The sequence below is a fragment of the Pseudomonas sp. MWU12-3088 genome (assembly GCF_023242405.1).
GTDB classification, from domain to species: Bacteria; Pseudomonadota; Gammaproteobacteria; order Pseudomonadales; family Pseudomonadaceae; genus Aquipseudomonas; species Aquipseudomonas kribbensis.
Window position 1 is genome coordinate 30,779 of record NZ_JALJEA010000002.1, and the last position, 16,555, is coordinate 47,333.

14 protein-coding genes are annotated in these 16,555 nt (G+C 60.7%); 11 read left to right on the forward strand and 3 right to left on the reverse strand.

What is annotated here, in order from left to right:
* Positions 1-11 precede the first annotated feature (11 nt).
* Positions 12-1,001 (forward strand): alpha/beta hydrolase family protein, encoded by a 990-nt coding sequence (locus tag M5B98_RS05910; RefSeq protein ID WP_248742191.1) that lies wholly within the window; start codon positions 12-14, stop codon positions 999-1,001.
* Positions 1,002-1,050: 49 nt separating this feature from the next.
* On the opposite strand, the gene M5B98_RS05915 is transcribed toward M5B98_RS05910, so the two are convergent.
* From M5B98_RS05915 to M5B98_RS05925, 3 genes are read right to left on the reverse strand one after another with little or no spacing between them, the layout of a single operon-like run.
* On the reverse strand, positions 1,051-1,818 hold the full coding sequence (locus tag M5B98_RS05915; protein ID WP_248742192.1) for a TerB family tellurite resistance protein: 768 nt from the start codon (positions 1,816-1,818) through the stop codon (positions 1,051-1,053).
* Position 1,819: 1 nt separating this feature from the next.
* Positions 1,820-2,491, reverse strand: coding sequence for an N-acetylmuramate alpha-1-phosphate uridylyltransferase MurU (gene murU, locus M5B98_RS05920; RefSeq protein ID WP_248742193.1), 672 nt, complete (start codon positions 2,489-2,491; stop codon positions 1,820-1,822).
* Positions 2,488-3,507, reverse strand: a complete 1,020-nt coding sequence (locus tag M5B98_RS05925; RefSeq protein WP_248742194.1) for an aminoglycoside phosphotransferase family protein — start codon at positions 3,505-3,507, stop codon at positions 2,488-2,490. Before M5B98_RS05925 ends, murU begins: the two co-directional genes overlap by 4 nt.
* A 130-nt stretch (positions 3,508-3,637) precedes the next feature.
* Here M5B98_RS05925 and M5B98_RS05930 point away from each other — a divergent pair, with 130 nt between their 5' ends.
* From M5B98_RS05930 to M5B98_RS05975, 10 genes are all read left to right on the forward strand, one after another.
* Entirely contained in the window at positions 3,638-6,436 is a 2,799-nt protein-coding gene (locus tag M5B98_RS05930) for an LPS-assembly protein LptD (protein ID WP_248742195.1), read from the forward strand.
* Positions 6,417-7,733 (forward strand): peptidylprolyl isomerase SurA, encoded by a 1,317-nt coding sequence (surA, locus tag M5B98_RS05935; protein ID WP_139831842.1) that lies wholly within the window; start codon positions 6,417-6,419, stop codon positions 7,731-7,733. Before M5B98_RS05930 ends, surA begins: the two co-directional genes overlap by 20 nt.
* Positions 7,730-8,719, forward strand: coding sequence for a 4-hydroxythreonine-4-phosphate dehydrogenase PdxA (pdxA, locus tag M5B98_RS05940; RefSeq protein WP_248742196.1), 990 nt, complete (start codon positions 7,730-7,732; stop codon positions 8,717-8,719). The genes surA and pdxA overlap by 4 nt, the downstream gene beginning before the upstream one ends.
* Complete coding sequence (gene rsmA / locus M5B98_RS05945; protein WP_085709219.1) at positions 8,716-9,534, forward strand: 16S rRNA (adenine(1518)-N(6)/adenine(1519)-N(6))-dimethyltransferase RsmA; 819 nt, start codon at positions 8,716-8,718, stop codon at positions 9,532-9,534. Before pdxA ends, rsmA begins: the two co-directional genes overlap by 4 nt.
* A 113-nt stretch (positions 9,535-9,647) precedes the next feature.
* Complete coding sequence (gene apaG, locus M5B98_RS05950) at positions 9,648-10,028, forward strand: Co2+/Mg2+ efflux protein ApaG (protein ID WP_085709218.1); 381 nt, start codon at positions 9,648-9,650, stop codon at positions 10,026-10,028.
* Positions 10,028-10,909 carry a symmetrical bis(5'-nucleosyl)-tetraphosphatase gene (locus M5B98_RS05955; RefSeq protein WP_248742197.1) on the forward strand — a complete coding sequence of 294 codons (882 nt, stop codon included), beginning with the start codon at positions 10,028-10,030 and terminating at the stop codon, positions 10,907-10,909. The genes apaG and M5B98_RS05955 overlap by 1 nt, the downstream gene beginning before the upstream one ends.
* Before the next feature lie 33 nt (positions 10,910-10,942).
* Entirely contained in the window at positions 10,943-11,272 is a 330-nt protein-coding gene (gene glpE / locus M5B98_RS05960; protein ID WP_007959911.1) for a thiosulfate sulfurtransferase GlpE, read from the forward strand.
* Positions 11,273-11,569: 297 nt separating this feature from the next.
* Positions 11,570-13,492 (forward strand): PrkA family serine protein kinase, encoded by a 1,923-nt coding sequence (locus M5B98_RS05965; RefSeq protein WP_011336211.1) that lies wholly within the window; start codon positions 11,570-11,572, stop codon positions 13,490-13,492.
* 204 nt (positions 13,493-13,696) lie between these two features.
* Positions 13,697-14,968, forward strand: coding sequence for a YeaH/YhbH family protein (locus M5B98_RS05970; RefSeq protein ID WP_085709216.1), 1,272 nt, complete (start codon positions 13,697-13,699; stop codon positions 14,966-14,968).
* A complete protein-coding gene (locus M5B98_RS05975) occupies positions 14,965-16,527 on the forward strand; it encodes a SpoVR family protein (RefSeq protein ID WP_085709215.1) in 1,563 nt (520 codons plus the stop codon). The genes M5B98_RS05970 and M5B98_RS05975 overlap by 4 nt, the downstream gene beginning before the upstream one ends.
* Positions 16,528-16,555 lie beyond the last annotated feature (28 nt).

The window sequence follows — 16,555 nt, forward strand, 5'->3', positions numbered from 1 at the left end:
TGGAATAACCGATGCCCCCTGTCTCTCGCCTGGCAATGCCAGCATTGTGCCTGTCGCTGATCCTGCCTTGTGCCTTTTCCGTCGAAGCCGCCGATCCGGCACCCGCCCCTGCCGCGGAAAAACCCGCCGAAGAAAAACCGGTCGAACGCCAGCCACTGCTTGAGCGTAGTCAGGAAGAGGCCTCGGCACTCGAACGCAAAGTCCCGGCCCAGGAACAACAACAGTTGCAGGCCGGCAGCGACACCTTCCTCGCCCTGTGGAAACCGGCCAACACCGCCGACCCAAAAGGCGTGGTGATCCTCATCCCCGGTGCCGGCGAAACCGCTGACTGGCCCCAGGCGATCGGCCCGCTGCGGCGTAAATTGCCGGACGTCGAGTGGAACAGCCTGAGTATCACCCTGCCCGACCTGCAAAGCGATGCCATCGCACCGCGCGTGGTCGAAGCACCTGCAGCGCCGAAATCCGCCGATGCCGGCAGCAAGGATTCGACCACCGCCCAACCGATCGAGCAAGCCGCCGGCGGTGAAGCGGACGTGGCTGACAAAGTCGTTGCCGAGACCACTGAAGAACAATCCAAGGCCGACGCCGAGCGAATCTTCGCCCGCATCGACGCGGCGATTGCCTACGCCGAACAGCAAGGCGCACACAGCATTGTGGTGCTGGGTCACGGCACTGGCGCCTATTGGGCCGCACGGTTCCTCAACGAAAAGCAGACCGCGCAAGTGGAAAAGCTGCTGATGGTCGCCGCGCAAGTGCCGCCCAAGGCCAAGCCTGAACTGGCAGAACTGACGCCACTGCTGAAGCTGCCGACGGCCGATATCTTCTATATGGACAAGCCGCTGGATCGCAATGCCGCACTCGAACGTCTGCAGGCCAGCAAGCGCTTGAAGACGTCATCGTTCAGCCAGGTTGCGCTCAAGGCGCTGCCCGACAACAAGGCCGAGCAGGAGCAATTGTTCCGCCGGGTGCGCGGTTGGTTGAACCCGCAAAACCCGGACTGACCGACCACACAAAAAAAGATCGCAGCCAGGGCTGCGATCTTTTTTTCATCTAGCGGAAATCCCGTCGCTCGCGAATCAATGTGTACGCATTGTGCAATTCGCGGGTCTTTTCAGTCGCCTCGAGCACCTGGGCCGCCGTCGCCCCCGCCCCGGCCACCTTGTCCGGGTGATGTCGACTGAGCAGGCGACGATAGGCGCGTTTGATCTGTGCCGGTTCACTGGTCGCCGACACGCCGAGCAGGCGCATCGCGTCCTGATAACTCACCGCCGCGCTGACGATCGGGCGCTTGTGCGGTTCGTAATCCGTCGCCAGCGCCTGAATCTGGTGAGTCGTCCAGCCCAGCCACTTGCCCCACTGCGCCAGCAGCTCGCGCTCGCTGCTGCCGGCCCGGCCATCGGCCCAGACCATCCGCCAGCAGGCACGCAACACGCCTTCGGCAGCATGGGGTTGAGCGCTCAGACGCCGCAGATAACCGCGCAAACGGTCACCGCCGGACTTGCCGCGATTGAACGCGGCAATGGCCCGGCGCTGCGCCGGCTCGCTCATGTCCAGCGCGCGCATCTCTTGACGCGCCTGCTGGATATGGCCGTCGGTGACCCGGCCGTCACTCTTTGCCAGACGCCCGAGCAAGACGAACAACAACTCGTCGTTGCGCAGCATCGGCTGGCCGCCGAGTTTTTCCCGTAAATGTCCCCAGCTCTGCAAATGCAGGCGCCGATCCAGCGCCTGCCCCAACAAAGCCCCAAGCATGGCCCCCGGAATGCTGGCGATAGCAAAACCCGCTCCGGCTCCAATCAGAGTCCCTGGCCACAACATATCAGCGACTCGCTTCTATCAAGGTTTCGGCTTCGGCCAGACGCTCGTGCGTACCGACATCGACCCAGTGACCTTTCAGTCGCTCACCGCTCACCTGCCCGTCCGCCATGGCTTTGCGCAGCAACGGTGCCAGTTTGAAGGCGCCGTCCGTGCAGCCGTCGAACAATTGCGGATGCAGCACGGCGATGCCGCTGTAGGTCAGGGTCGCCGAATCCGGTTGGCCGTCCTGTACCTGATCACCGATCAGACTGAAGTCACCGGTCGGGTGATGGGCCGGGTTGTCCGCCAGCACCAGATGCGCCAGTCCGTTGATCGGCTGGTGCAGCACGCTGAAGTCGTAATCGGTCCAGATATCGCCGTTGACCACCAGGAACGCTTCGTCACCGAGCAGCGGCAAGGCGCGGAAAATGCCGCCACCGGTTTCCAGTGGCTCGCCTTCGGGCGAATAACGGATGCTCAGGCCGAATTGCGAGCCGTCACCCAGATAATCTTCGATCTGCTGGCCGAGCCAGGCATGGTTGATCACAATCTCGCTGAAACCCGCCGCCGCGAGGGCTCGCAGGTGATACTCGATCAATGGCACGCCAGCGGCACGCACCAGCGGTTTGGGGGTGGTCAGGGTCAGCGGGCGCATGCGCTCGCCTTTGCCGGCCGCCAGAATCATTGCCTTCATGCCGTCACTCCGGCACGCAGGCTGACCAGCAGCGCCTGCAGTTGCGCCAACTCCGGACGGCGGGCGATCACCGCGTCTATATAAGCGAAGAAACGCGGCACATCGGCCAGGTATCGAGGCTTGCCATCGCGGTGGCAGATGCGGGCGAAGATCCCGATAACCTTCAAGTGGCGCTGCACGCCCATCAGGTCGCTGGCGCGCAGGAAGTCTTCGAAATCCGGTTGTACCGGAATATTTAGCGCCGTCGCCTGCTGCCAGTAGCTTTCGAGCCAGCCGCGCACACGCTCTTCAGGCCAGCTGAGGAAGGCATCCTTGAACAGGCAGGTCACGTCATAGGTCACCGGGCCGTACACCGCGTCCTGGAAATCCAGCACGCCGGGGTTCGGTTCACTGAGCATCAGGTTGCGCGGCATGTAGTCGCGGTGCACCAGCACTTTGGGCTGGGCCAGCGCGCTGTCGATCAGCAGATCGCTGACCTGCTGCCATTGTTGCTGCTGAGTCGCGTCGAATTCGATGCCCAGCTCGCGCTTCACGTACCACTCGGGAAACAGTTCCAGCTCACGGCGCAGCAGCGCGACGTCATAGCTCGGCAGCGGTGCCACCATCGGCAACTGCTGAAATGCCGACAGCGCCTGCAAGGCGTCGCTGAACAATGCGTCGGCATTTTCGCTGTCGATCACGTCGAGATAGGTCTTGTTGCCCAGGTCATTGAGCAAAAGAAATCCGCGATCGAGGTCTTCCGCATAAATTTTCGGCACGTTGATACCGGATTTCGCCAGCAAAAAGGCGATATCCACGAACGGTTTGCAGTTTTCCTGGGGGGGCGGTGCGTCCATCACGACGAAGCTGCGACCGGCACCTTCCCAGCGGAAATAACGGCGGAAACTCGCGTCGCTGCTGGCCGCAGTCAACGTGGCCGGGGGTACGGCACCCCAGCCCTGTTCGGCAAAAAGGGTCGCCAACTGTTCATCGAGCCAAACTTTCAGGTGTTGCAAGCGTACATCTTGGTCAGGCATTGCAAGGGTCTCCGACGGCGCTAGCCGTCAAGCGGGTCATGCTTTATTATCCAGCATCTTTTTCAGACCATCGAGAGGCGTGCGGCCCACACCGCGGGCAGATGGCACGCAGGAAGCCCGGACTAATAAGATGGCATTGAAATCCCCCGCGTTTCGTAAAAAATTTCCGTTGTTGGTAACCGGCAGTCTGCTGGCTATGCAACCTCTGGCCAGTTCATTCGTTGTCGCCGCCGAGCAGTATGACTGCGCCGTCTCGGCTACGGGCGGCTGGGCCTGTTCGCCGAAGACGCCGACGGCTGCATTGCCACCGCGTCCGGTGCATGACGGCAGCGCTGTCAGCGCCACCGGCGAAGCCCCGGCCGAGAACGGCAGCGTTTCGGACTCCGGTCCCAAACCCGTGCTGGTCACCGAGTCCAAGGGCCGCGGCCTGAAATCCCGTAGCGAAGACTACAGTCACCTCGACTGGGTTCCGCGCGAGAAGCTCACCGCCGCCCAACTGGCCGAGACCGGTCCTTACTGCTCTGGTTCCTATATCGAACCGATTCGTCCTGGCATGAATGACAAGACGAATAAAAGTGACGCCCCGACCTTCATCGGCGCGAAAGCTTCGCGCTACAACACCGAAGATCAGGTCGGCACGCTGGCCGGTGACGTGGTCCTGCGTCAGGGCAGCATGCAGGTCGAGTCCCAGGAAGCGAGCCTCTATCAGGCCGAGAGCCGCGCCGAGCTCAAGGGCGACGTGCGCATCCGCGACAACGGCGCGCTGATCGTCGGCGACCACGCCGATGTGCAGCTCGACACCGGTGAAGCGAAAGTCGACAACGCCGAATACGTGATGCACAAGTCGCGCATCCGCGGTAACGCGCTGTACGCCAAGCGCGCCGAAAACGCGATCATCCGCCTGAAGGACGGCACGTACACCACGTGCGAACCGAACAGCAACGCCTGGCAGCTCAAGGGCAACAACATCACCCTGAACCCTGCCACCGGCTTCGGTACCGCGACCAACGTGACACTGCGGGTCAAGGACATTCCGATCCTGTACACCCCGTACATCTACTTCCCGATCGACGACCGCCGTCAGTCGGGCTTCCTGCCGCCGACCATCGGCACCGGCAGCGACACCGGCTTCATGCTGGTCACACCGTACTACTTCAACCTGGCACCGAACTACGATGCCACGTTGTACCCGCGCTACATGAGCAAGCGCGGTCTGTTGATGGAAGGCGAATTCCGCTACCTGACCAAGTCCAGCGAAGGTCAGTTCGGCGCCGCGTACCTCAACGACGAAGACACCGATCGCAGCAAGCAGAGCGATTACGAGAAAAACCGCTACATGTACAACTGGCAACACAAGGGTGGTCTCGACTCCCGTGTGTTCACCCAGGTTGACTACACCAAGATCAGCGATCCGTACTACTTCCAGGACCTGACCACCGACCAGATCGGTGTGAAAAGCCAGGACTACGTGAATCAGCAGGGCTCGGTCACCTATCGTGGCGACAGCTACACGGCACGACTGAACGCTCAGGCGTATCAACTGGCGACTGTTGCGAATATCACGCCGTACGACCGTCTGCCGCAGATCACCTTCAATGGTCAGCTGCCGTATCACCCGCAAGGCCTGAACTTCGATTACGAGACCGAGATCGTGCGGTTTGATCGTGATCTGAAAAACGGCAACTTCACGAACGAAGATGGCACTGTCGAGCCGCGTCTGGACAACAACATCCAGGGCCTGGCCCGCGCCAACGGCGACCGACTGAACCTGAAGCCTGGCGTCAGCCTGCCGATGAACTGGACCTATGGCTTCCTGAAGCCATCGCTCAAGTACCAGTACACCCAGTACCAGCTGGATCTGGACGGTACCGGTAAATCGCAGATCGCTGCGCAGAACGCCGAACAGAACAAGCTCAACGGCACGTTCGACAGCAACCAGAACCGTGGAGTACCGATCGCCAGCATCGACGGCGGCCTGTATTTCGACCGCAACACCTCCTACTTTGGCAAGAACTACCGCCAGACGCTGGAACCGCGCATGTTCTACCTCTATGTACCGAAGGTAGACCAGGAAGACATTCCGGTTTTCGACACCAGTGAATACACCTTCAACTATGCCTCCCTGTTCCGCGACAACCGCTTCTCCGGTTCCGACCGTGTCGGCGACGAGAACAAGCTGTCGCTGGGTGTGACCAGCCGTTGGATCGAAGACAACGGTTTCGAACGTCAACGCATCAGTGTCGGTCAGGCCTTGTACTTCAAGGATCGAGAAGTTCAACTGCCAGGCATTGCATTCAAGGACCGTGACGACGCGAAAGCCAACGTTTCGCCTTATGCGCTGGAATACGAGTACCGCTGGAACCGCGACTGGCGCACCACAGCCGATTACAACTGGGACCCGGACAGCCGCAGCCCGCGTTCCGGCAGCGCGATGTTCCACTACCAGCCTGAAGACAACCCGAACAAGGTGGTCAACGTCGGCTATCGCTATCGTAACGATCAGGTCCGGTTCGACCAGAACACCGGTAAGTGGTCGGTGGGTGGCGGTGACTACGGCACGCCGGGCCAGCCTGGCTACGTGAAGGACTACTACAAGATCCAGCAGCATGACTTCTCGGTCATCTGGCCGATCGTTCCGCAGTGGAGCGCCATCAGCCGCTGGCAGTACGACTACAACCGCAACCGTACACTGGAAGCCTTCGGTGGTTTCGAATACGACAACTGCTGCTGGAAACTTCGCCTGATCAATCGTTACTGGGTTTCTTATGACGAGTTCAGTCAGGAAGCTCCACAAAACGAAAAAGGCGACCACGGCCTCTTCCTTCAAATTGTCCTGAAAGGACTCGGCGGCCTCACCGGCGCCAAGACTGAGAGCTTCCTCGACAAAGGCATCCAAGGTTATCGTCAACGTGAAGACCAAGCTTTCTGATTGTCTGCGCCCGCTGATGCTGGGCGCGCTGTTCCTGGGTACTGCGGCAAACGCCGCAGTACAGTCCATCGACAAGGTTGTGGCCATCGTCGACAACGACGTGGTCATGCAGAGCCAGCTGGATCAACGCGTCCACGAAGTTCAGCAAACCATCGCCAAGCGCGGTGGCGGCTTGCCGCCTCCGGGCGTGCTCGATCAGCAGGTGCTTGAGCGCCTGATCGTCGAAAACCTGCAGCTGCAGATCGGCGAACGTTCAGGCATCCGCATCACCGATGAAGAGCTGAACCAGGCTGTCGGCACCATTGCCCAGCGCAACAACATGACTGTCGACCAGTTCCGCGCGGCACTGGCTCGCGACGGCCTGAGCTACGAAGGCGCCCGTGACCAGATCCGCAAGGAAATGATCATCAGCCGTGTACGTCAGCGCCGTGTTGCAGAACGCATTCAGGTATCAGAGCAGGAAGTGAAGAACTTCCTCGCCTCCGACCTGGGCAAGATGCAACTGTCGGAAGAGCTGCACCTGGCCAACATCCTGATTCCAACCCCGGAAAGCGCCAACTCTGAAGCGATTCAGAGCGCCGCACGCCAGGCGATGGAGGTTTACCAGCAACTCAAGCAAGGCGCTGATTTCGGTCAACTGGCCGTTGCCAGATCCGGCAGCGACAACGCCCTCGAAGGCGGCGACATGGGCTGGCGTAAAGCTGCTCAACTGCCACCACCTTTCGATCGTGAACTGAGCGCCATGTCGCCAGGCGACATCACTCAGCCAGCGCGCACTCCGGGTGGCTTCATCATCCTGAAGCTGCTGGAAAAACGCGGCGGCGAAAGCCAGATGCGTGACGAAGTGCATGTACGCCACATTCTGGTCAAGCCAAGTCCGGTTCGTGACGAAGCGAAGACCAAGGAACTGGTTCAATCGCTGTATAACCGCATCGAAGCTGGCGAAGATTTCGCTGAACTGGCGAAAAAATACTCGGAAGACCCGGGTTCCGCCCTTAACGGCGGTGACCTGAACTGGATCGACCCGAACGCACTGGTACCGGAATTCCGCGCGGTGATGGCCAAGTCCCCGCAGGGTCAGCTGTCCAAGCCGTTCCAGACCCAGTACGGCTGGCACGTTCTGGAAGTCCTTGGCCGTCGCGCCACCGACAGCACCGAACAGGCCCGCGAGCAGCAGGCAATGACCGTACTGCGCAATCGCAAATACGACGAAGAGCTGCAAACCTGGCTGCGTCAGATCCGTGACGAAGCGTACGTAGAGATCAAACTCCCTGGTGCAGACCAGGCAGCGCAGTGAAACCCAAGCGTTTCGCGCTGACACCCGGCGAACCAGCCGGCATCGGTCCCGACCTGTGCCTGCTGCTCGCCTCGCAAGCCCAGCCACATCCCCTGATTGCCATCACCAGCCGCGACCTGCTCCAAGAGCGGGCCGCGCAGCTGGGGCTGGTCGTCAGCTTGCTGGAAGTGGCGCCTGACAACTGGCCGGACACCCCGGCGCCTGCCAACAGCCTGTACGTCTGGGACACCCCGCTCAGCGCCCCCGTGGTCGCCGGGCGACTGGACAAGGCCAATGCTGCCTTCGTCCTTGAAACCCTGACCCGCGCCGGCAATGGCTGCCTGAACGGCCACTTCGCCGGGATGATCACCGCCCCGGTGCACAAGGGTGTGATCAACGAATCCGGAATCGCTTTTTCCGGCCACACCGAATTCCTCGCCGACCTGACCCACACCGCCCAGGTGGTGATGATGCTCGCCACCCGCGGCTTGCGCGTAGCGCTGGTCACCACTCACCTGCCCCTGCGCGACATCGCCGACGCGATCACGCCGGAGCGGCTGGAACGGGTCACGCGGATCCTGCACGCCGACCTGCAAGAAAAATTCGGCATCGCCCGACCACGCATCCTGGTCTGCGGGCTCAACCCGCACGCCGGTGAAGGCGGACACCTGGGCCATGAAGAAATCGACATCATCGAACCAACATTAGAGCGCCTGCGCGGCGAGGGCATGGACCTTCGTGGCCCGCTGCCTGCCGACACTCTGTTTACCCCCAAATATCTGGAGCACTGCGACGCAGTGCTGGCGATGTACCACGACCAGGGCCTGCCCGTGCTCAAGTACAAAGGCTTCGGCGCAGCGGTCAACGTGACCCTGGGCCTGCCGATCATCCGCACCTCCGTCGACCATGGCACCGCCCTGGATCTGGCCGGCAGCGGCAAGATCGACACCGGCAGCCTGCAGGTCGCCCTGGAAACCGCCTACCAGATGGCCGAGACCCGTTTATGACCGAGCAATACCAACACAAGGCGCGCAAACGCTTTGGCCAGAACTTCCTGCACGATGCCGGCGTCATCGACCGCATCCTGCGCTCCATCAGTGCCAAGTCCGGCGACCGGATGCTGGAAATCGGCCCGGGCCAGGGCGCGCTGACCGCCGGCATCCTCAACTCTGGCGCACAGCTGGACGTGGTGGAACTGGACAAGGACCTGATCCCGATCCTCAACCAGCAGTTCGCCGGCAAGAGCAACTTCAACCTGCATCAGGGCGATGCGCTGAAGTTCGACTTCAACACCCTGAATGCTGCGCCGAACAGCCTGCGTGTGGTCGGCAACCTGCCGTACAACATCTCCACGCCGCTGATTTTCCACCTGCTGAACAACGCCGGCATCATTCGCGACATGCACTTCATGCTGCAGAAGGAAGTGGTCGAGCGTCTGGCCGCGGGCCCGGGTGGCGGCGACTGGGGCCGTCTGTCGATCATGGTTCAGTACCACTGCCGGGTCGAACATCTGTTCAACGTTGGCCCGGGGGCTTTCAACCCGCCGCCGAAGGTCGATTCGGCCATCGTGCGTCTGGTGCCGCACGCGGTCCTGCCGCACCCGGCCAAGGATCACCGCCTGCTGGAGCGCGTCGTGCGCGAAGCCTTCAACCAGCGCCGCAAGACCCTGCGCAACACCCTCAAGCAATTGCTGAGCAACGCTGAAATCGAAGCCGCCGGTGTCGATGGCAGCCTGCGTCCCGAGCAGCTCGATCTGGCCGCATTCGTGCGTCTGGCCGACAAGCTCGCCGAACAGCCCGCGAAAACACCTGCAGCCGACTGACAGGCAATCATCGCGCTCGGGCAGGACACCGCTCTGGTCTCCTGCCCGATACTTGCCTAGACTCAATCCATCGGCTACCCCCCGCGTCCCGCTTTGTCCTTAAGGCCTTTTGCATGTCTGATCCTCGTTATCAGGTCGATGTCAGTGTCGTTACTCACTACCTGGCAGACCAATCGCAACCCGAGCACGACCGATTCGCCTTCGCCTACACCATCACTGTGCAGAACAATGGCGAGCAACCGGCCCGACTGATGTCCCGGCATTGGGTGATCACCGATGGCGACGGGCATGTCGAAGAAGTGCGCGGCGCCGGCGTGGTCGGCCAACAGCCCTTGATCGACGCGGGACAAAGCCACACCTACAGCAGCGGCACGGTCATGACCACCAAGGTCGGCACCATGCAGGGCAGCTATGAAATGGTCGCCAGCGACGGCAAGCATTTCGATGCGATCATCAAACCCTTCCGCCTCGCCGTTCCCGGAGCCCTGCACTGATGGCGACGTATGCCGTCGGCGACCTTCAGGGCTGCCTCGAACCGCTCAAGTGCCTGCTCAGGCAAGTCGCATTCGACCCGGCAGTGGACCGGTTGTGGCTGGTGGGCGACCTGGTCAACCGTGGCCCGCAATCGCTGGAAACCCTGCGCTTTCTCTATGGCATGCGCGAGTCGCTGGTCTGCGTCCTCGGCAATCACGACCTGCACCTGCTGGCGGCGGCGAAAAACATCGAGCGCATGAAAAAGTCCGACACCCTGCGCGAGATTCTCGAAGCACCGGACTGCGCCGAACTGATGGAGTGGCTGCGCCAGCAGAAACTCATGCACTACGACGAGCAACGTGAAGTCGCCATGACCCACGCGGGCATCCCGCCGCAATGGTCGCTGCGCAAGGCCCTGAAGTACGCCGAAGAAGTCGAGACCGCCCTGCGCGACGACAACCTGCTCCCGGCCTTCCTCGACGGCATGTACGGCAACGAACCGGCGAAGTGGGACAGCGAACTCAAAGGCGTGGCCCGCCTGCGGGTCATCACCAACTACTTCACGCGCATGCGTTTCTGCACCGCCGAAGGCAAGCTCGACCTCAAGAGCAAGGAAGGTCTGGACACGGCGCCACCGGGCTACAAACCGTGGTTCCAGCACAAGGAGCGCAAGACCCGTGGCCTGCGGATCATTTTCGGCCACTGGGCAGCACTTGAGGGCGATGTCCACGAGCCAGGCATCTCGGCCCTCGACACCGGTTGCGTGTGGGGCGGCAGCCTGACCCTGATGAACGTCGACAGCTTTGAACGGCTGTCGTGCAGATGCGACGAACACGGCGGCGTCCTGCCTCCCGTCGCACCACCGATCACCGAATCCTCGCCAGTCGACGCCCCGCGTTAGACTGCGTTTTCAGCCGAGCCACAGGAACCCGCCATGAGCGAATTCAAACGAATCCCCCCGGAACAGGCCCAGGCCCTGCGCGAGCAAGGTGCCGTGGTCGTCGACGTCCGTGACCCAGCCACATTCGCGGCGCTGCACATCAGCGGCTCGAAGCATCTGGATAATCATTCCCTGCATGCCTTCATCCAGGGCGCCGACCTCGACGCCCCGACCGTCGTGGTCTGCTACCACGGCAATTCGAGCCAGGGTGCCGCGGCGTATCTTGTCAGCCAGGGCTTTTCCGACGTCTACAGCATGGACGGCGGCTTCGAGCTGTGGCGTACGACTTTTCCTTCGGAAACCGCGCAAGGCACCTCCGAATAATTTTTTTGTAACGTGCAAGCCCCGGCTCCCGTGGGCTCGCGCGGTGGCAGACGAACGGTCTGCCACAACTAATTACGTATCTCGCCTTTACCTCCCGAATTCCCAACTATCCTTAAGCCCAGGCCATCCAAAACAGGGGAGAGCCGGTACACCGGCGCACGGGTCATCGGGAGTGACTTTCGCGGTTGTCGATCGCGAAAGGGTTCTGGGGGGTAAACAACAGCTGCCATCGCGGCTGCTTGCCAGCATCGACTGAGTGATCCGGCGTCGGCTCCACGTATCGAGCGAGGTGACGTCATGAGTATCTTTAGCCACTTCCAACAACGCTTCGAGTCCACACGCCAGGAAGAATTCTCGCTGCAGGAATACCTGGAACTGTGCAAAAAGGATCGCAGCGCCTACGTTTCCGCCGCCGAGCGTCTGTTGATGGCTATCGGCGAACCGGAGCTGCTCGACACTTCGACCAATTCGAGGCTGTCGCGAATCTTTTCCAACAAGGTGATCCGCCGCTATCCGGCCTTTGAAGACTTCCACGGGATGGAAGAATGCATCGACCAGATCGTGTCGTATTTCCGCCATGCCGCCCAGGGTCTCGAGGAGAAGAAACAGATCCTCTACCTGCTCGGCCCCGTCGGTGGCGGTAAATCGTCCCTGGCCGAGAAGCTGAAACAGCTCATGGAAAAAGTGCCCTTCTATGCCATCAAGGGCTCACCGGTATTCGAATCTCCACTGGGTCTGTTCAACGCCACCGAAGATGGCGCGATCCTCGAAGAGGACTTCGGCATTCCCCGGCGCTACCTGAACACCATCATGTCGCCATGGGCCACCAAGCGCCTGGCCGAATTCGGTGGCGACATCAGCCAGTTCCGCGTGGTCAAGCTGTACCCGTCGATCCTCAACCAGATCGCCGTGGCCAAGACCGAACCGGGCGACGAGAACAACCAGGACATCTCCGCGCTGGTGGGCAAGGTCGATATCCGCAAGCTGGAAGAATTCCCGCAGAACGACGCCGATGCCTACAGCTATTCCGGTGCGCTGTGCCGGGCCAACCAGGGCCTGATGGAATTCGTCGAAATGTTCAAGGCACCGATCAAGGTGCTGCACCCTCTGCTGACCGCCACCCAGGAGGGCAACTACAACAGTACCGAAGGCCTGGGCGCGATTCCGTTCACCGGGATCCTGCTGGCCCACTCCAACGAATCGGAGTGGCACACCTTCCGCAACAACAAGAACAACGAAGCCTTCATCGACCGGATCTACATCGTCAAAGTGCCGTACTGCCTGCGGGTCAGCGACGAAGTGAAGATCTACGACAAGCTGCTGTTCAACAGCTCCCTGGCCAAGGCCCATTGCGCGCCGGACACCCTGAAGATGCTGGCGCAGTTCACCGTTCTGTCACGCCTGAAGGAGCCGGAAAACTCCAACATCTATTCCAAGATGCGCGTGTATGACGGCGAAAACCTCAAGGACACCGATCCGAAGGCCAAGTCGATCCAGGAATACCGCGATGCGGCGGGCGTCGACGAAGGTATGAACGGCCTGTCGACCCGGTTTGCGTTCAAGATCCTGTCCAAGGTCTTCAACTTCGACCCGCACGAAATCGCCGCCAACCCGGTGCACCTGCTCTACGTGCTGGAACAGCAGATCGAGCAGGAACAGTTCCAGGCCGAGACCCGCGAGCGCTATCTGCGCTACCTGAAAGAGTACCTGGCGCCGCGTTATATCGAATTCATCGGCAAGGAGATCCAGACCGCCTACCTCGAGTCTTACAGCGAGTACGGCCAGAACATCTTCGACCGCTACGTGCTGTACGCGGACTTCTGGATTCAGGATCAGGAGTATCGCGATCCGGAAACCGGCGAGATCCTCAACCGCGTCGCCCTCAACGAGGAACTGGAAAAAATCGAGAAACCGGCCGGCATCAGCAATCCGAAGGATTTCCGCAACGAAATCGTCAACTTCGTGTTGCGCGCCCGGGCCAACAACAACGGCAAGAACCCGACCTGGCTCAGCTACGAAAAACTGCGGGTGGTCATCGAGAAGAAAATGTTCTCGAACACCGAGGACCTGCTGCCGGTCATCAGCTTCAATGCCAAGGCCAGCAAAGAGGATCAACAGAAACACAACGACTTCGTTACACGAATGGTCGAACGCGGCTACACCGACAAACAGGTACGACTGCTCTCCGAGTGGTATCTGCGGGTCAGGAAATCACAGTAAACCGCGGCCGGTCAGACCGGTTGTCGTCAGCCCGAGGCCTGTGTGCGCATTTTCTGCTACACAGGCCTCTGGAAGGTGTTCGAAAGGCGGTAGCGAGGTTCAAGCAGCACCCAAAGCGCTTGGGGGAGCGTTTGCGTCCCCAGGCATTCGGTTAAACGCTGCATGACCGCTCGCCCTTTGCAGGACAGCTTCTAAGGAGCAGTCATGAGCTATGTGATCGACCGACGTCTCAATGGCAAGAACAAGAGTACGGTGAACCGTCAGCGCTTCCTGCGACGTTACCGTGACCACATCAAGAAGGCTGTCGAAGAGGCGGTCAGCCGGCGCTCCATCACCGACATGGAGCACGGCGAGCAGATCAGCATTCCCGGTCGCGACATCGACGAGCCGGTGCTTCACCATGGTCGTGGCGGCAAGCAGACCGTGGTTCATCCCGGCAACAAGGAATTCACCGCCGGCGAACACATCGCCCGCCCGCCGGGAGGTGGCGGAGGCCGTGGGCCGGGCAAGGCCGGTAACTCCGGCGAAGGCATGGACGAATTCGTCTTCCAGATCACCCAGGAAGAATTCCTCGAGTTCATGTTCGAAGACCTTGAACTGCCGAACCTGGTCAAACGCAATCTGACCGGTACCGATACCTTCAAGACGGTTCGTGCCGGGATCAGCAACGAGGGCAACCCGTCCCGGATCAACATCATCCGCACCCTGCGCTCGGCCCATGCCCGGCGGATCGCGCTGTCCGGCAGCAGCCGCGCCAAGCTGCGCGAGGCCAAGGAAGAACTGGCACGCCTGAAACGCGAAGAACCGGATAATTTCGGCGATATTCAGAACCTGGAAGCGGAAATCGAGAAACTCAGTGCGCGCATTCATCGCGTGCCCTTCCTCGACACTTTCGACCTCAAGTACAACCTGCTGATCAAGCAGCCGAACCCCAGCTCGAAAGCCGTCATGTTCTGCCTGATGGACGTTTCCGGCTCCATGACCCAGGCGACCAAGGACATCGCCAAACGCTTTTTCATCCTGCTGTACCTGTTCCTGAAGCGGAACTACGACAAGATCGACGTCGTGTTCATCCGTCACCACACCAGCGCCCGGGAAGTGGACGAGGAAGAGTTTTTCTATTCCCGCGAAACCGGCGGCACCATCGTCTCCAGCGCCCTGAAACTGATGCAGGAGATCATGGCCGAGCGCTACCCCAGCAACGAATGGAACATCTACGCCGCCCAGGCCTCCGACGGCGACAACTGGAACGACGACTCGCCGATCTGCCGCGACATCCTGATCAACCAGATCATGCCGTTCGTGCAGTACTACACTTACGTAGAGATCACCCCGCGCGAACATCAGGCTCTGTGGTACGAGTACGAACGCATCGCCGAAGCCTTTTCCGACACTTTTGCCCAGCAGCAGCTGGTCTCGGCCGGAGATATCTATCCGGTCTTCCGTGAACTCTTCCAGCGCAGGTTAGTGACATGACCGCCAAAGAGCAGAAGCGCCAACCCATTTCCACCGGCTCCGAATGGACATTCGAGCTGATCCAGACCTACGACCGCGAAATTGCCCGGATCGCGGCCGGGTATGCCCTGGACACTTATCCCAACCAGATTGAAGTGATCACCGCCGAACAGATGATGGACGCCTACGCCTCGGTCGGCATGCCGCTGGGCTATCACCACTGGTCCTATGGCAAACACTTCCTCAGCACCGAGAAATCCTACAGTCGCGGGCAGATGGGGCTGGCCTACGAGATCGTCATCAACTCCGACCCGTGCATCGCGTATCTGATGGAAGAGAACACCATCTGCATGCAGGCACTGGTGGTGGCCCATGCCTGTTATGGCCACAACAGCTTCTTTAAGGGCAACTACCTGTTCCGCACCTGGACCGACGCCAGCTCGATCATCGACTACCTGGTGTTCGCCAAGCAGTACATCATGCAGTGCGAGGAGCGCCACGGCATCGACGCGGTCGAGGACCTGCTCGACTCCTGCCATGCGCTGATGAACTACGGCGTCGACCGCTACAAACGCCCGTATCCGATTTCCGCCGAGGAAGAGCGGCGCCGGCAGAAGGATCGCGAAGAGCACCTGCAGAAGCAGATCAACGACCTGTGGCGCACCATTCCCAAAGGCGCGGACAAGTTCAGCGACAAGGACAACGCACGGTTCCCGGCCGAACCCCAGGAAAACATCCTGTACTTCATCGAAAAACACGCGCCGCTGCTGGAGCCGTGGCAGCGGGAGATCGTGCGCATCGTGCGCAAGATCGCCCAGTATTTCTATCCACAGCGCCAGACCCAGGTGATGAACGAAGGCTGGGCAACCTTCTGGCACTACACGCTGATGAACGACCTTTACGACGAGGGTCTGGTCACTGACGGCTTCATGATGGAGTTCCTGACGTCTCACACCAGCGTGGTGTTCCAGCCAGGTTTCGACAGCCCCTACTACAACGGCATCAACCCTTACGCACTGGGCTTTGCCATGTACCGTGACATCCGGCGCATGTGCGAAGAACCGACGGAAGAAGATCGTCGTTGGTTCCCGGAGATCGCCGGCACCGACTGGCTGTCGACCATCAAGTTCGCCATGAGCAGCTTCAAGGATGAAAGCTTCATCCTGCAGTACCTCTCGCCGAAGGTGATCCGCGACCTGAAACTGTTCAGCATCCTCGATGACGACCAGAAGGACGATCTGCTAGTGCCCGCCATCCATGACGAGGGCGGCTACCGGATCATCCGCGAGACCCTGGCCGCGCAGTACAACCTGGGCAACCGTGAACCGAACGTGCAGATCTACAGCATCGACCGGCGCGGCGACCGCTCACTGACCCTGCGTCACCAGCAGCACGACCGCAAACCGCTGGGCGACTCCACCGATGAGGTACTCAAACATCTGCACCGGTTATGGGGTTTCGACATTCATCTGGAGACCCTGCAGGGCGACCAGATCATGAAAACCCATCATGTACCGCCCCGCAGCGAACACGGCGAGGGGGATTACGGTCGGCTCGATCTGGCCGTCATTCATCTTTGATCCCGTTCTGGCCTCCGAAAGTCCGGCG

Coding starts and splice junctions, on each gene's coding strand:
- glpE (WP_007959911.1), top strand. CDS start 10,943: ATGAGCGAATTCAAACGAATCCCCCCGGAACAGGCCCAGGCCCTGCGC.
- M5B98_RS05965 (WP_011336211.1), top strand. CDS start 11,570: ATGAGTATCTTTAGCCACTTCCAACAACGCTTCGAGTCCACACGCCAG.
- M5B98_RS05925 (WP_248742194.1), bottom strand. CDS start 3,507: ATGCCTGACCAAGATGTACGCTTGCAACACCTGAAAGTTTGGCTCGAT.
- apaG (WP_085709218.1), top strand. CDS start 9,648: ATGTCTGATCCTCGTTATCAGGTCGATGTCAGTGTCGTTACTCACTAC.
- M5B98_RS05915 (WP_248742192.1), bottom strand. CDS start 1,818: ATGTTGTGGCCAGGGACTCTGATTGGAGCCGGAGCGGGTTTTGCTATC.
- murU (WP_248742193.1), bottom strand. CDS start 2,491: ATGAAGGCAATGATTCTGGCGGCCGGCAAAGGCGAGCGCATGCGCCCG.
- M5B98_RS05970 (WP_085709216.1), top strand. CDS start 13,697: ATGAGCTATGTGATCGACCGACGTCTCAATGGCAAGAACAAGAGTACG.
- M5B98_RS05910 (WP_248742191.1), top strand. CDS start 12: ATGCCCCCTGTCTCTCGCCTGGCAATGCCAGCATTGTGCCTGTCGCTG.
- M5B98_RS05930 (WP_248742195.1), top strand. CDS start 3,638: ATGGCATTGAAATCCCCCGCGTTTCGTAAAAAATTTCCGTTGTTGGTA.
- rsmA (WP_085709219.1), top strand. CDS start 8,716: ATGACCGAGCAATACCAACACAAGGCGCGCAAACGCTTTGGCCAGAAC.
- M5B98_RS05955 (WP_248742197.1), top strand. CDS start 10,028: ATGGCGACGTATGCCGTCGGCGACCTTCAGGGCTGCCTCGAACCGCTC.
- M5B98_RS05975 (WP_085709215.1), top strand. CDS start 14,965: ATGACCGCCAAAGAGCAGAAGCGCCAACCCATTTCCACCGGCTCCGAA.